Consider the following 14,340-nt stretch of genomic DNA (forward strand, 5'->3'; position numbering starts at 1 on the left):
GGGCCGTCGCGCGCGAGCTTCTGGCGCCGGCGAGCGGCCCGGGCGCGACCGAGCGGCTGCTCGCGCGCGTCGCGCTCGAATGGGCCTGCCTCGCGCCGGCGCCGTCGACCGATCGGCTGTTCGCCGCTGCGCCGCCGGCGGCCTGGATCGTCGTGCAGGCCGGCGGTGCCGACGCGCTGACGACACGCCTGATCAGCGATGCCGCCGCGCCTGCGCTGGTGCTCGACACCGACCCGCCCGACGACGCCCCGTTCGCCGGCCTCGGCACGAGTCCGCCGCCGGCCTTCGCCCTCTGCGATGGCTTCGAGCACGAAGCGCAGTGCGCCGCCGCGCAGGTCCTCGCGCATGTGCAGCGCGGCGAGCTGCCGATCGCGCTGGTCGCGCAGGATCGGGTGCTGGTGCGCCGCATCCGCGCACTGCTCGATCGCCATCGGCTTCGGCTGCTCGACGAGACCGGCTGGACGCTCTCGACGACCCGCGCCGCCGCGCTGGTGATGAGCCTGCTGCAAGCGGCGCGGCCCGATGCCGGCACCGACGCCTTGCTCGACTGGCTCAAGGCCGGCACCGACGACGAGGCCGCGCTCGGCGCGCTCGAGGCGGCCTGCCGGCGCGAGCAGGTGGCGCGCGTTGCGGGGCTTGCGCGGGCCACGCTCGAACCTGCCGCGGCCCGCTTGTGGTCGGCCGCGTCGGCCGTCCTCGCAGGCTTGAACGCGGTGCGCCGCCAGCCGCTCGGCGCATGGCTCGCAGCGCTGTCGAACGCATTGCAGGCGAGCGGTGCGATGGCTGCGCTGCAGGCCGATGACGCCGGCCGGCAGGTGCTGGCCGTGTTGCGTCTGGGGCCGCTGGCCGCGAACGCCGGCGCGTGGGCCGCCGGTGCGGCGCAGCTCGTGATCGGCCTGGTCGAATTCCGCAACTGGGTCGACGGCGTGCTGGAGCAGGCGACGTTCCGGCCCGCGGCCGGCTTCGACGACACGCCCGACGTGATCGTCACGCCGCTGGCCGGCGCGATGCTGCGGCCGTTCGCCGCGATCGTGCTGCCGGGCGCCGACGACAGGCGCCTCGGCGCGCCGGGCGCATCGAACTCGCTGTTGAGCGATGCGCAGGCCAGCGCGCTCGGCGCGACCAGCAGCGTGGATCGGCGTCGATCCGAGCTGCTCGCGTTCGTGCAGCTGCTCGCGACGCCGCGGCTGACCCTGCTGCGCCGCCGCGTCGACGGCAACGACCCGCTCGCCGACAGTCCGCTGGTCGAGCGCCTGTCGATCGCGCTGGCCGCGCGCGGCGCGGCGCTGGCGGCATGGCACGACCCGCGCATCGGGATCGAGGTCGCCGCGACGCCGATCCGCATCAGCGCACCGAGCGCGCCGGCGCTGCTGCCGGCGCGCCTCTCCGCCAGCGCCTGCGAGGCGCTGCGCGCGTGTCCGTACCGCTTCTTCGCGCTCAACATGCTGCGCGCCCGCGAGGACGATGAGCTCGAACGCGAGGTCGAGAAGCGCGACTACGGCACCTGGCTGCACGCGGTGCTGTACGAGTTTCACCGCACGCGCGAGGCGCCGGCCGATCACGTCACCGAGCTCGCGCGCCTGATCGCGCTGGTCGCCGCGAGCCAGGCCGCGCACAGCATTGCCGATGCCGACTTCCTGCCCTTTGCCGCATCGTTCGAGAGCTTCGCGCCGCGCTACATCGCGTGGCTGCACGAACGCGATGCCGACGGCGCGCGCTGGCTCAGCGGCGAAGACGAGATCGGGCTGCAGCTCGACGCGCTCGGCGGGACCGAGTTGCGCGGCATCGTCGACCGGATCGACGCGCGCCGCATCGGCGCGCAGGCCACGATCGATCTGATCGACTACAAGACCGGCAGCGCCGCCGGCCTGCGCGAGAAGGTCCGGCAGCCGCTCGAAGACACGCAGCTGGCGTTCTACGCTGCATTGGTGCGCTCGCGCACCGAACTGCCGCTGACCGCGCGCTACCTCGCGCTCGACGGCAGCCAGCGGCTCGAAGAGATCGAGCACGAGGGCGTCGAGGCGAGCGCGGCGGCGCTCGTCGAGGGCCTCGCCGACGAGCTGCGCCGGCTGCGCGCCGGCGCCGGCATGCCGGCGCTCGGCGTCGGCTCGACCTGCGATCACTGCGCGGCGCGCGGCGTCTGCCGGCGCGATCACTGGGCGGACACCGCCGCATGACGACCGCCGCCTACCTCGCGAACGGCCAGCCGCTCGCGCGCGATGCGTTCTACGCGCTCGCCTGCGATCCGCAGCGCAGCGTCGTCGTCGAAGCCTGCGCCGGCGCCGGCAAGACCTGGATGCTGGTCTCGCGCATGCTGCGCGCGCTGCTCGATGGCGCGCAGCCGCACGAGATCCTCGCGATCACGTTCACGCGCAAGGCCGCCGGCGAGATGCGCGCGCGCCTGAACGAGTGGCTGCGCGAGTTCGCTGCGCCACACTGCAGCGACGCGGTGCGCGAGATGGCGCTGATCGAGCGCGGCATGTCTGCGGCCGAGGCACGGCGCCTCGCGCCGCAGCTCGCGACGCTGCACGAACGCGTGCTGTGCGCCGGCCGGCCGGTCGAGATCCGCACCTTCCACGCGTGGTTCTCGCAGCTGCTGCGCGCAGCGCCGCTCGAGCTGCTGAACGAGCTCGGCCTGCAGCAGGACATGGACCTGATCGAGGATCTCGACGACCACCGCGGCGAGGTCTTCCGGCGCTTTCACGCCGCGCTGCTCGCGGATGCGGCGCTGCGTGCCGACTATGCCGCGCTGGTCGCGCGCCGCGGCCGCAGCCAGGCACGCAAGTGGCTCGAGGCCGTCTGGAGCAAGCGCGTCGAGTTCGAGCTCGCCGACGCAGCCGGCGTGCTCGAGGGCAGCGTGCCGCCACCCGCGCTCGCGCGGCCCGGTGAGCATCCGGCACACGTGCTGCTCGGTGCCGTGTGGCAGGCGTCGTTGCGCGAACTGGCGCTCGCGCTCGGGCTAGGCGGCGCACGCGCACAGGACGCTGCCGCCGGCCTCGTGCTCGCGCTCGAGCAAGCCGATGCGCAGGCGCGCTTCGACAACGTCTGGGCCGCGCTGTTCACGAAGGACGACACGCCGCGCCGTCAGCTCGGCCAGGTCGCGGCGCTGGCGCCGCTGCAGGACGAACTCGCGGCCATCGCGGCGCAGATCCACCAGCTCGATGCGCATGTCGAGCACCTGCGGATGGCGCGTCTGGCGCGCGTGCTGCTGACCGAGTTTGCCGCGTACAAGCGGGCGCGCGGTCTGGCCGACATGTCCGACCTGGAGCGCTGCGGTCTCGCGCTGCTGCGCGACGCGACGCTCGCCGGCTGGGTCCAGGAGCGGCTCGATGCGCGCATCCGCCATGTGCTGATCGACGAGTTCCAGGACACCAGCCCGCTGCAATGGCACGCGCTGCACGCCTGGCTCGCCGCCTACGCCGGCGCGGGCGGTGGGGCGAGCGGGCAGCGACCGCCGGGGCTGTTCATCGTCGGCGATCCGAAGCAGAGCATCTACCGTTTCCGGCGCGCCGAGCCGCGCGTGTTCGAGGCGGCCCAGCGCTTCGTCGTCGACGCGCTGGGCGGCACGCTGCTCGCCTGCGACCACACGCGGCGCAATGCGCCGCAGTTGCTCGCGCCGCTGAACGCGGTGTTCGATCAGGCGCAGCAGGCCGGCGAATTCGGCGGCTTTCGCGCGCACACGACCGAGCTCGGCAATGCGGCGCAGGCGGGCCTGTTCGTGTTGCCGCGCGTGCCGCGTCCGCTGCGGCCCGAGCGCGGCGACCGAGGCGCGGGCGCCGAGCCCGCGCCGTGGCGCGACAGCCTGACGACGCCGCGCCACGAGCCCGAGGAAGTGCTGCGCGAGCAGGAAGCGGCACGCGTCGCGCAGGCGATCCAGGCGCTGATCGCGAACGAAGCGGTCGCGCCGGGCGACATCTTCGTGCTGAGCCGCAAGCGCCAGTCGCTGCGCCTGGTCGCGCAGGCGCTGCGGCACGTGCACGTGCCTTATGCGGCGGCCGAAGACGCCGCGCTGATGGATGCGCCCGAGGCGCGCGACCTGGTCGCGCTGCTCGACCTGCTGGTCTCGCCGCGCCACCGGCTTTCGCTCGCGCAGGCGCTGCGCAGCCCGCTGTTCGGCGCCAGCGACGACGACCTGATCGCGCTCGCCGCGCGCGCGCAGCACGCCCACGGCGGCGACTGGTGGCGTGCGCTCGTGGCAGGCGCCGACGGCGCAAGCGCCGCGCTGAGGCGCGCCGCCGAGCTGCTGCCGCGCTGGCGCGCCGCGGCGATGGCGCTGCCGCCGCACGACCTGCTCGACCGCGTCGTCTTCGAAGGCGAGCTGCGCGAGCGCGTGGCCGCGACCGTGCCACCGGTGCAGCGAGCCGCCGCGCTCGACACGATCGATGCGGTGCTCGCACAGGCATTGACGCTGGATGGCGCGCGCTATGCGACGCCGTACAACTTCGTGCGGGCGCTGAAGCGGCGCAGCGTCCGTGCGGCCGCGACCGCGCATGCCGACGCGGTCCAGCTGCTGACCGTGCACGGGGCAAAGGGCCTGGAGGCCAAGGTCGTCTTCGTGATGGATGCCGATCCCGAGCCGACGAATCCCGAGACTGCGACGCTGCTGATCGAGTGGCCGGTCGAGTCCGAACACCCGCTGCGCTGCGCGTTCATCTACGCCGAGGCCGCGTGCCCGCCGTCGCTGGTGCCGCTGCTCGATGCCGAGCGCGCGGCGCGCCGGCGCGAGGAGCTCAACGGCCTGTACGTGGCGATGTCGCGTGCGAAGCAGCGGTTGGTGTTCAGCGCGACCGAGCCGTCGCGGCGCGTGCCGGGCGCATCGTGGTGGGATCGGATCGCGCCGCTCGCGGTGGTGCTCGCGCCCGCCGTGGCGATCGCGGCGCCGGAATCGTCGACGCTGCCGCCGGCGCGGCTGACAACCTTGGCGCCGCTCACGCGGCCCGGCCCGATGGTGCGAGCGCCTGCCGCGCCGTGCGACCCGCGCGAGTCGGATGACACCGACGCGACCCGCCTCGGTCAGGCCGTGCACCGCGTGCTCGAATGGGCCGCCGCCGGTGCAGCGCCCGACGCGGGCTGGGCCGAGCTGGCGCAGGCCGCCGCGGCCGAGTTCGGCGCCCCGCCCGCGGCCGTCGCGCAACTCGCGGCGACGATCCGCCACAGCCCCGACTGCGCGCGCTTCTTTGGCGGCCCGCAGCTGCGCTGGGCCGGCAACGAGGTGCCGGTCAGCGATGCCGGGGACCTGCTGCGCATCGACCGGCTGGTGCGCCTCGACGACCCGGGCGGCCCGGTCTGGTGGGTGCTCGACTACAAACTGCAGCACGCACCGCAGCAGCTCGAGGCCTATCGCGCCCAGCTGCTGCGCTACCGCGACGCGGTGCGCCGCGCGCAGCCGCGCGACGAGGTGCGCTGCGCCTTCATCACCGGCGCCGGCCGCATCGTCGAGATCCCGTGACGGGCTTGTCGCAATCCCGCCATTTGGCGGGTGATGCGCCGGTTGATCGACGCACCGAAGCGGGGCCTCGCGGGTTTCAATCCTGTAACTTCATACGTTCCCGATGGTCGCCAACGCCTTGCCTCACGCCCCAGCCCAAGCCGAAGCCGCCCATGCCCACCCCACCCGCGCGTTCGGCCGCTTCGAGCTGCGCGGGCTGCTGGGCAAGAGTGCCGGCACGATGGTCTGGCTCGCCTTCGATCCGCGCAGCGCCACCGAGGTGATGCTGACGCTGCCGCGCGTGCAACCGACCGAACCACTCGCGCTCGAGCAGTGGCAACGCGACGTGCGCCTGGGCGCACGTCTGGATCACCCGAACCTCGCCCGTGTCACCGAGATCGGCGTGCAGGACCAATGGCCGTTCGTCGTGGTCGAACGCCGGCACGGCGTCACGCTCGGAGAATGGCTCGCGCAGCACCCGAATCCGAAACCGGCCGAGGTGGTGGGCTGGGTCTGCGACCTGCTGCGCGGCCTCGCGTTTGCGCACGAGGCTGGCGTCGCGCACCTCGATCTGCAACTGCACAGCCTGTTGATCGACGAGCGCGGCGGCGTCACCCTGATGGCGCTCGGCACCGCCGGCGACGCCGCGCGCCTCGCGCAGGAGGCCGCGCGCGCCAGATCGCACGACCGCACGATGGCCATGGACCCCGGCGAGCTGCGCGCGCAACGCGCGGCCGCCGCGCGCGACCTGCTCGCCAGTGGGGTGCTGCTGCACCGCTTGCTGACAGGGCAGCCGGCGCTCGACCAGCCGGACGTTGCGCTCGTGCTCATGCGCATCGCACCGCTCGGCCGCGAACTGGTGCGGCTGCCGTGGAGCACGCCGCTGCCGATCCCTGAAGCGCTGCGCGCGATCGCGAACCGCTGCACCTCGAGCCAGGAACGCCTGCGCTACCAGAGCGCGCGTACCCTGCTCGGCGCGCTGACCGGCTGGCTCGAAGCCCAGTCCGAAGACGGCGGCGGGCCGCTCGGCCTGTTGCTCGACCGATTGCACAGCGTCGGCCACCTGCCGGCGCTGCCTGGCCTGGGGGCACGCGTCGCGCGCGTGACGAGCCTGGAAAGCCAGCGCACCGACGAGATCGCCGACCAGGTGCTCGACGACATGGCACTGAGCTTCGAGCTGCTGCGCACCTTGAACTCGGCGCAGGTCCAGGGCACGCAGGTGCAGGGCAACGGGCCGGTGCTGACCCTGCGCCGCATCATTTCGCTGATCGGCGTCAACGGCGTGCGGCTGGCCGCGAACACCTTGCGCCCGTGGCCGGGGCCGTTGTCGGAGCCACAGGCCGCCGCGCTGCAGACCACGCTCGAGCGCGTGCGCCTGGCCGGTCACACCGCGCAGGCGCTGCGACCGGCAGGTTATGACGCGCAGGTCGTCTACCTGATCGCGGTGCTGCAGAACCTCGGCCGGCTGATGCTGCGCTACCACTTCGCCGACGAGGCCGCGCAGATCGAACAATTGACCCGGCCCAGCCCGGCGAACCGTGAGGCCGGCACGCCGGAACAGCCCGGTCTCGGCGAGGAAGCCGCGGCCTACGCGGTGCTCGGCATCGACATCGAATCGCTCGGCAGCGCCGTCGCGCGCCAGTGGGGCCTGGGCGACGACGTGATGCACATGGCACGGCGCCTGCCCGCCGACGCGCCGGTGCGCAAACCCGACAACGATGCCGAGGTGCTGCGCCTGACGGCCAGCGCCGCGAACGACGCCGTCGACGCGATCACGCTGTACGGCGGCTCACGTGCCGTGGCCGCGATGGGCCAGATCGCGCAGCGCTACGCACGCGCGCTGACGATCAGCGCGCGCGATGTCGGCGACGCGCTGCAGGCCGCGCGCGAGGCCTTGCGCAAGGGCGTGCCGATGCCGGCTCCGCGTCGCGGCGACGCGCCGGCGGATGCGAGCGTCCGTGCGCCGTCCTCGTCGGCGGCCGAATGATCGTCGGTCGCTTTGAACTGAAACGCGTGCTCGGGGAGGGCGCGCAGGCCAGCGTCTGGCTCGGCTTCGACAGGCGCCTCGAGCGCGAGGTCGCGGTCAAGCTGATGCGCGCCGCGGCCGCGGCCGATCCGGTCGCGGTCGGCGAGTGGCTGCGCGAGGCACGCAGCGTGAGCCGCCTGACGCATCCGAACATCGTGCCGGTGTTCGAGGCCGACGTGCACGGCCAGCAGCCCTACCTCGTGTTCGAGTACGTGCCGGGCCCGACGCTGACCCAGCACCTGAAGGCGCGCGGCGCGCTGCCGGCGGTCGAAGCCTGCTCGATGATGCTCGGCGTGCTCGACGCATTGCATGCCGCGCACGGCGCCGGCGTCGTGCACCGCGACCTGAAGCCGTCGAACATCCTCGTCGACAAGGTCGGGCGCGCCCGTGTGATGGATTTCGGCATCGCGGCACGGGTGAACGACCCGGGCAACCTCGACCAGGTCGTCGGCACGCCGGGCTACATGTCGCCGGAGGCGACCCAGGGCGGGCTGCCGACCGCGGCGATGGATGTTTTCTCCGCCGGCCTCGTGCTGGTCGAGATGCTCAGCGGCCGGAAGCTCGTCAACGAGCGCGAGCCGTTTCGCGCGATGCATCGGGTCGCGAACGAAGACCTCGCGCTGCCCGCGCAACTGTCGTCCGAGGTCGACGACGCCCTGCGCGCGGTGCTGCGCCGCGCGCTCGAGCGCGACCCGGCACAGCGCTGGCCGAGTGCCGCGGCGCTGCGCGACGCGCTGCAGGCCTGGCTCACGCCGGCACCGGTTTCGGCCGACGCGACGCCGCCCGGCCCGGGCCACAACGGCACGCTCGACTTTTTGCTGCGGCGCATGCGCCACAAGAGCGACTTCCCGGCGCTGTCGGACTCGGTCGCCCGCATCCAGCGCGTCGCGAACTCCGAGAACGAAAGCCTGGCGAGCCTGTCGAGCGAGATCCTGAAAGACGTCGCGCTGACGAACAAGCTGCTGCGCCTGGTCAACACGGCGCACTTCTCGAACGCGGGCGGCAACATCAGCACGGTCTCGCGCGCGGTCGCGCTGATCGGTTTCGCGGGCATCCGCAACCTGGCGATGAGCCTGGTGCTGCTCGAGCACATGCACGACAAGGCGCACGCGAACCAGCTGAAGGAGGAGTTCCTGCGCTCGCTGCTCGCCGGCATGCTCGCCAGCGAGCTCGGCGGCCTGGTGCGCGCGGGCGAAGAGGCCTTCATCGGTGCGATGTTCCAGAACCTCGGGCGCCTGCTGACCGAGTACTACTTTCCCGAAGAGGCGCGCCAGGTGCGGGGCATCGTCGCGGGCAGTGGCCAGGCCGGAGCGGTCGCGACCAGCGAGGACGCCGCGTCGATCGGCGTGCTCGGCCTGAGCTTCGAGGCGCTCGGCCTCGGTGTCGCGAAGACCTGGGGCCTGCCGGCGTCCTTGCAGAGCTGCATGCGCAAGCCGAGCGGCGAACCGCCGCTGCGCGCGCCGCACGATGCGACCGAGCAGCTGCGCTGGGTCACCTTCGCGGCGAACCAGATCACCGATACCTTGCTGCGCACCGAACCCGAGCACGCGAAGGCGCGCGTCGCCGATGTCGCGAAGCGCTACGCACGCACCCTGGGCGTCGGCACGGCCGAGATCGAAGCCGCCGCCGAGGTCGCGCAGCAGCGGCTGGTGCAGATGGCCCATGCGATGAACCTGCAGGTGTCGCCGCAGTCGCCGGCGCGACGCCTGTTCGCCGCGGCCACGGCGCGTGACGCGCAGGCGACCGCCAAGGAACACGACTCGTTGGTCCCGCACTCGTTGCAGGCCACGGTGACCGTGCAGATGCAGGCGCCGCGCAGCAAGCTCGACAACGCGAGCGATGTGCTGGCCGCCGGCATCCAGGACATCACCAACACGATGGTCGAGAACTTCAAGCTCAACGACGTGCTGCGCATGATCCTCGAGACCATGTACCGCGCGCTCGCGTTCCGCCGTGTCGTCTTCTGCCTGCGCGACGCGAAGACCGAGACGCTGACCGGCCGCTTCGGCCTCGGCGAAGGCGCCGAGGCGGTCGCGGCCGGCTTCAAGGTGCCGCTGAAGACCGGCGCCGACCTGTTCACCGCCGTCTGCGTGAAGGGCGCCGACACGCTGATCACCGATGCGACGATCGCGCACATCAGCGCGCGCCTGCCGGCCTGGTATCGCACGAGCGTCAACGCGCCGGCCTTCCTGCTCCTGCCGATGCAGATGAAAGGCGCGCCGTTCGCGCTGATCTACGCCGACAAGGCGCAGCCCGGCGGCATCGACCTCGGCGAGAAGGAGCTTTCGCTGCTGCGCACGCTGCGCAACCAGGCGGTGATGGCGTTCAAGCAGGCCGCCTGAGTCGGCGCAGCCGCGCACCCGCATTCGGGGGAGTGTCCGGCTCGCGCCGGCGGCGTAGATTCGTGACCGATCACCCATTCGGCTTTCCGAATGTGGGCTGCGGCACACGAAGGAGGGCCCCATGCTGAGCGCAGTTCTCGTTGTTGTCGGTGCCGTCGCGGCCTGGTTGCTGGTCGATCGCCTGGTGTCATGGCGCAACACGCGGCGCGACGATGCGGGATCGGAGTTCGGGCCGAACCGGACGTTTCACTCGACCGGCTGGGAGCAAACGATGCCGCCGCTGGAGGCAAACGACGCGGGGGTCGAGCCGCCGCGTCGGCAGGCCCGGCAACGGACGGTGGCCTGACAGGCCGGCATCGACGAAAGAAGGTTGACGAGCCTGATCTCGGCACTGGTCGCAACGGTTGGGGCTGCTTCGTTCCCGACCTGACCCGGTTGGCCGCGCTTCCATGCGAGGAGGCCCGTCGATGCGTATTCTAGGTCACGCGACGATGCCCGCACGGCGGGCGCGGCCGATGCCCGCGTCGGCCTTTCAGAGCTGACTCTCGGGCACGAAAAGCGACAGCAGCATCAGCCGCAGCCGCAGCCACAGGCTGGTGTCGGGGTCGACATCGAGCTCCTCCGGGCTGTCGGCGTCGACCGCGACCCAGCGCACGCCGAGGCCGCTCGGCCGCAGCCTGACCTGGTAGACGCCGGCGAGCGCGTCGAACCTGAAGGCCGCCAGCACCATCTCGGCCAGCCGCGGGCTGACGACGCGCACGCCGATCTCGGTGTTGATGCTGGTCGAACGCGGATCCAGGTTCATCGAGCCGACCAGCACGACCTCGCGGTCGATGAAGCCGAGCTTGGCGTGCAGCCGGCCGGTCGACGAGCCGAGCAGGCCGCGCAAGGTGCGGTCGAGCTTGAGCCGGTTCGAGCTGAGCTCGTAAAGATCGACGCCCATCTTCAGCAGCTCGATCTGGTGTCGCTCGAGGCCGACGCTGACCAGCGGCTCGTCGCTGACCGCGAGCGAGTTGGTCACGACGCGCACCGTCACGCCGTCGGCGCGCAACTTCGCGAGGCGCGCCAGCGCGTCCTTGCCGGGGATGAAGTAGGGCGAGAACAGCACCGCCTCGGAGTGCGTGTCGCTGAGCTGCAGCAGGAAGCGGTGCGTCAGCGTGTCGTCGATCGCGATGCTGTTGTTCGCCGGGTCGATCTTGTTCGGCGAATCGGCGAACGTGAAGCTCTCGGCGGCGATGAACTGCAGGCTGCGCTGGGCCAGGCCGGTGCTGAACGCCGGCGCGCCGAAGAAGTCGGGCGCCATCGGCACATCGGGTCGCGCGTCGGCGCGGGTCACGTCGTCGAAGACGGCGCGGGCCTCGTCGTCGGGCAGCGGCTCGCGTCCGGAGGCGCGCGTGATCGCCTGCACCGGGTAGACCGGTGGGCTGTTCCAGTACAGGTCGAACCACCGGCTCAGCTCGGGCACGGCGCTGCCGCTGAGCAGCAGGTCGAAATCGATGAAGTTGCCGAGCCTGCCGCGCAGGAAGTACTCGTCGGCCAGGTTGCGCCCGCCGACGATCGCCATCGCGCCGTCGGCGATGAAGAGCTTGTTGTGCATGCGGTGGTTCAGACGCTTGAAGTCGAGCCCGAGCGCCAGCAGCCGCCGAGTCGATGAATCGCGCGCGGTGACGAAAGGATTGAACAGGCGGACCTCGATGTTCGGCGTTGCCGCCAGGCCGAGCAGCAACCGGTCCAGGTCGGCCGTGTAGAGGTCATCGACGAGCAGGCGCACGCGCACGCCGCGCGCCGCCGCGTCGCGCAGCGCGCGCAGGATCGGCCGGCCGGTCGAATCGTCGGCGACCAGGTAGTACTGCAGGTCGAGCGAGCTGCGCGCGTTCTCGATCATCGCCAGCCGTGCGTCGAGCGCGTAGCTCGCCTGCAGCAGCGGCCAGACGCCCGATTGGCCGGGCGGGATCTGCGCGTCGGCGGCCGCCACGACGAGCGGCGCGTCGGCGTTCGCGGCAATCGCTCGCGACGGCGTGCGCTCGACCTGCGGCAGCACGCCGGCGCAACCGCTCAGCAACGCGGCCAGCAGCGCGGCAAGCCACCAGAGCGGCCGCGAACCGACGGGGAAGCGCATCAGCGCAGCTGCAGATCGTCGTTGCCGAAGCGGATGTTCAGCGGATCGATCAGCAGCTCCTTCGGGCCGGTCTCGACCTGGCCCGCGATCAGCGCGGCCACGCCCTGCGCCTGTGCGACCTCGACGCAGCGCTGCGCGTCGGCGGCCGCGACGAAGATCGCGAAACCGGCACCCATGTTCAGCGTGCTGTAGGCCTCGCGATCGTCCTGCTGCGCGTGGCGCTGGATGAAGCTCAGCACCGGGGTCACCGGCGGCAGCGTGTGGATGCGGTAGCGATGCTCGGCCGGATGGCGCAGCAGCTTGCGCCAGCCGTGCCCGGTGATGTTGGCGCAGTAATGCGGCGTGATGCCGGCCTGGTGCAGCGCCTCGGTGACCGGCGAATACAGCACCGTCGGCACCAGCAGCGCATCGCCATAGGTCAGTCCGGGCGAGACCTCGGTGAGGTAGCCCTGCGGCAGCCGCTCGACCAGCTTGCGCGCCAGGCTCAGGCCGTTGGCATGGATGCCGCTCGAGCCGAGCAGCACGATCGCGTCGCCCGGCGCGAGCTTGTCGCCGACCGAGAGCCGTTCCTTCGGATTGATCAGCCCGGTGCACGCGGCCGCCAGATCGATGCGACCGGCCTCGACGATGCCGGCCAGCGCCGGCGTCTCGCCGCCGCCCCAGGCGACGCGGCAGGTGTCGCAGGCGCGTTTCCAGCCGGCCACCAGTGCCTGCGAGCGCTGCGCGTCGGCGAACCAGTCGGAGCCGCCGGCGGCCCAGTAGGCCTGCACGACCAGCGGCGTCGCGCCGACCGTGATCAGGTCGTTGATCGCCATCGCGATCGTGTCCTGCGCGATGCTGTCGTAGTAGCTCTTGCCGGTCAGCGCGAACATCTCGTCGGCGACCAGCGCCTTCGAGCCCAGGCACTCGACGATGCTCGCGAGGTAGAACGGGCCGACGTCGACGACGTAGGCCGATTCGCCGCGCGAGGCCGCGACTTCGCTGAAGCCGTGTGCGCCGAGATGCCCGGCGGTTTGCGCCGCGGCGCGTTGCGCGCTGACCTTCAGCGGATCGATCAGGTCGTAGTTGACGCCGGCTTGTTCGTAGCTGAGCGTCGCGCTCGGGAGGATCGGGTTCATCGCGGGGTGGCCGGGTGGGGCTGGAAGGGGAGCCGGGATTATCGGCCCTCGTAGAATGCACAGATGTCCTATGTCGTCCTCGCCCGCAAGTACCGGCCGCCCAATTTCGATGCGCTGGTCGGCCAGGAACACGTGGTGCAGGCGCTCTCGAACGCGCTGTCGCAGCAGCGCCTGCATCACGCCTATCTGTTCACCGGCACGCGCGGCGTCGGCAAGACGACGATCTCGCGCATTCTCGCGAAATCGCTGAACTGCACCGGCGCCGACGGCACCGGCGGCATCACCGCGCACCCCTGTGGCGTCTGCAACGCCTGCCGCGACATCGACGCCGGCCGCTTCATCGACTATGTCGAGCTCGATGCGGCCTCGAACCGCGGTGTCGACGAGATCTCGCAGCTGCTCGACCAGGCGGTCTACAAGCCGGTCATCGGCCGCTTCAAGGTCTACATGATCGACGAAGTTCACATGCTGTCGACGACCGCGTTCAACGCGATGCTGAAGACGCTGGAAGAGCCGCCCGAGTACCTGAAGTTCGTGCTCGCGACGACCGATCCGCAGAAGGTGCCGCCGACCGTGCTGTCGCGCTGCCTGCAGTTCAACCTGCGGCCGATGGCACCGCAGACCGTGCAGCTGCACCTCGCCGACGTGCTCGCGAAGGAGCGCATCGCCGCCGATGCCGGTGCGCTGCGCCTGCTGGCGCGTGCCGCGCGCGGCTCGATGCGCGATGCCCTCTCGCTGACCGATCAGGCGATCGCGTTCGGCGCCGGGGCGCTGGCCGAAGAGGGCGTACGACAGATGCTCGGCGCGGTCGATCGCGGCCACGCGGTGCGCATCGTCGAGGCGATCGCGGCGAGCGACGGTGCGGCGCTGGTCGGCGCGGTCGATGCGTTGCGGGGCCTCGGGCTCTCGGCGGCCGGCACGCTCGAAGAGATGGCGGCGCTGCTGCAGCAGATGGCGGTGCTGCAGGCGGTGCCGCGGGCGCTCGATGCCGGCGATCCCGATGCGCCCGAGGCGCAGCGCCTGGCCGCGCTGCTCGCGGCCGACGAGACGCAGTTGCTCTACAGCATCGCGCTGCACGGTCGCGCCGAAATCGGCCTCGCGCCCGACGAGTACAGCGGCCTCGTGATGGTGCTGCTGCGCATGCTCGCGTTCCGGCCGAAGGGCGAGGGCGTCGTGGCGTCCGGGGCGGGGCCGCTCGCATTGGCGGCAGCGGTGGTGGTGGCCTCGCCGCGGGTCGCGGCGGCCGCCGCCGCGGTACCGCGCGCCACCACGGCGAGCGAGGCCGCCACGACCGCGCAGCCCGCGGT

The 14,340-nt window shown here is 72.1% G+C and carries 8 protein-coding genes and 1 other RNA gene; 6 read left to right on the top strand and 3 right to left on the bottom strand.

Translation table 11 applies throughout. The features are described from left to right. The 5 genes from AC1DTW_RS27455 to AC1DTW_RS27475 form a co-directional block, all read left to right on the top strand. A partial coding sequence (locus tag AC1DTW_RS27455) for a PD-(D/E)XK nuclease family protein (protein ID WP_477985100.1) occupies positions 1-2,177 on the top strand: 2,177 nt, incomplete at its 5' end. Further along, positions 2,174-5,449, top strand: a complete 3,276-nt coding sequence (locus AC1DTW_RS27460) for a UvrD-helicase domain-containing protein (RefSeq protein ID WP_477985102.1) — start codon at positions 2,174-2,176, stop codon at positions 5,447-5,449. The genes AC1DTW_RS27455 and AC1DTW_RS27460, both read left to right, overlap by 4 nt. A gap of 103 nt (positions 5,450-5,552) precedes the next feature. Continuing rightward, positions 5,553-7,415 (top strand): serine/threonine protein kinase, encoded by a 1,863-nt coding sequence (locus AC1DTW_RS27465; RefSeq protein WP_477985104.1) that lies wholly within the window; start codon positions 5,553-5,555, stop codon positions 7,413-7,415. Beyond that, positions 7,412-9,796 (top strand): protein kinase domain-containing protein, encoded by a 2,385-nt coding sequence (locus AC1DTW_RS27470; protein ID WP_477985106.1) that lies wholly within the window; start codon positions 7,412-7,414, stop codon positions 9,794-9,796. Before AC1DTW_RS27465 ends, AC1DTW_RS27470 begins: the two co-directional genes overlap by 4 nt. A 121-nt stretch (positions 9,797-9,917) precedes the next feature. Beyond that, on the top strand, positions 9,918-10,142 hold the full coding sequence (locus AC1DTW_RS27475) for a hypothetical protein (protein WP_477985108.1): 225 nt from the start codon (positions 9,918-9,920) through the stop codon (positions 10,140-10,142). A gap of 23 nt (positions 10,143-10,165) precedes the next feature. Here AC1DTW_RS27475 and ffs read toward each other — a convergent pair. The 3 genes from ffs to AC1DTW_RS27490 all read right to left on the bottom strand — a co-directional run bounded on the left by ffs (position 10,166) and on the right by AC1DTW_RS27490 (position 13,033). Continuing rightward, an RNA gene (gene ffs / locus AC1DTW_RS27480) (signal recognition particle sRNA small type) lies at positions 10,166-10,262 on the bottom strand. Between the two features lie 66 nt (positions 10,263-10,328). Further along, a complete protein-coding gene (locus AC1DTW_RS27485) occupies positions 10,329-11,915 on the bottom strand; it encodes a phospholipase D family protein (protein WP_477985110.1) in 1,587 nt (528 codons plus the stop codon). Further along, the gene (locus AC1DTW_RS27490) at positions 11,915-13,033 is read right to left on the bottom strand and encodes an AIR synthase-related protein (RefSeq protein WP_477985112.1); all 1,119 of its coding nucleotides are present in this window, start codon (positions 13,031-13,033) and stop codon (positions 11,915-11,917) included. Before AC1DTW_RS27490 ends, AC1DTW_RS27485 begins: the two co-directional genes overlap by 1 nt. A 63-nt stretch (positions 13,034-13,096) precedes the next feature. Between AC1DTW_RS27490 and dnaX the strand changes: the two genes are divergently transcribed. Continuing rightward, positions 13,097-14,340 (top strand): DNA polymerase III subunit gamma/tau (gene dnaX, locus AC1DTW_RS27495; protein ID WP_477985114.1); only part of this gene is annotated, 1,244 nt, incomplete at its 3' end.

Source organism: Rhizobacter sp. P5_A1 (assembly GCF_056400745.1).

Bases quoted from the DNA above. Each gene is read 5' to 3' on its own strand.
- AC1DTW_RS27465 (WP_477985104.1), top strand. From the start codon at position 5,553: ATGGTCGCCAACGCCTTGCCTCACGCCCCAGCCCAAGCCGAAGCCGCC.
- AC1DTW_RS27470 (WP_477985106.1), top strand. From the start codon at position 7,412: ATGATCGTCGGTCGCTTTGAACTGAAACGCGTGCTCGGGGAGGGCGCG.
- AC1DTW_RS27490 (WP_477985112.1), bottom strand. From the start codon at position 13,033: ATGAACCCGATCCTCCCGAGCGCGACGCTCAGCTACGAACAAGCCGGC.
- AC1DTW_RS27460 (WP_477985102.1), top strand. From the start codon at position 2,174: ATGACGACCGCCGCCTACCTCGCGAACGGCCAGCCGCTCGCGCGCGAT.
- AC1DTW_RS27475 (WP_477985108.1), top strand. From the start codon at position 9,918: ATGCTGAGCGCAGTTCTCGTTGTTGTCGGTGCCGTCGCGGCCTGGTTG.
- AC1DTW_RS27485 (WP_477985110.1), bottom strand. From the start codon at position 11,915: ATGCGCTTCCCCGTCGGTTCGCGGCCGCTCTGGTGGCTTGCCGCGCTG.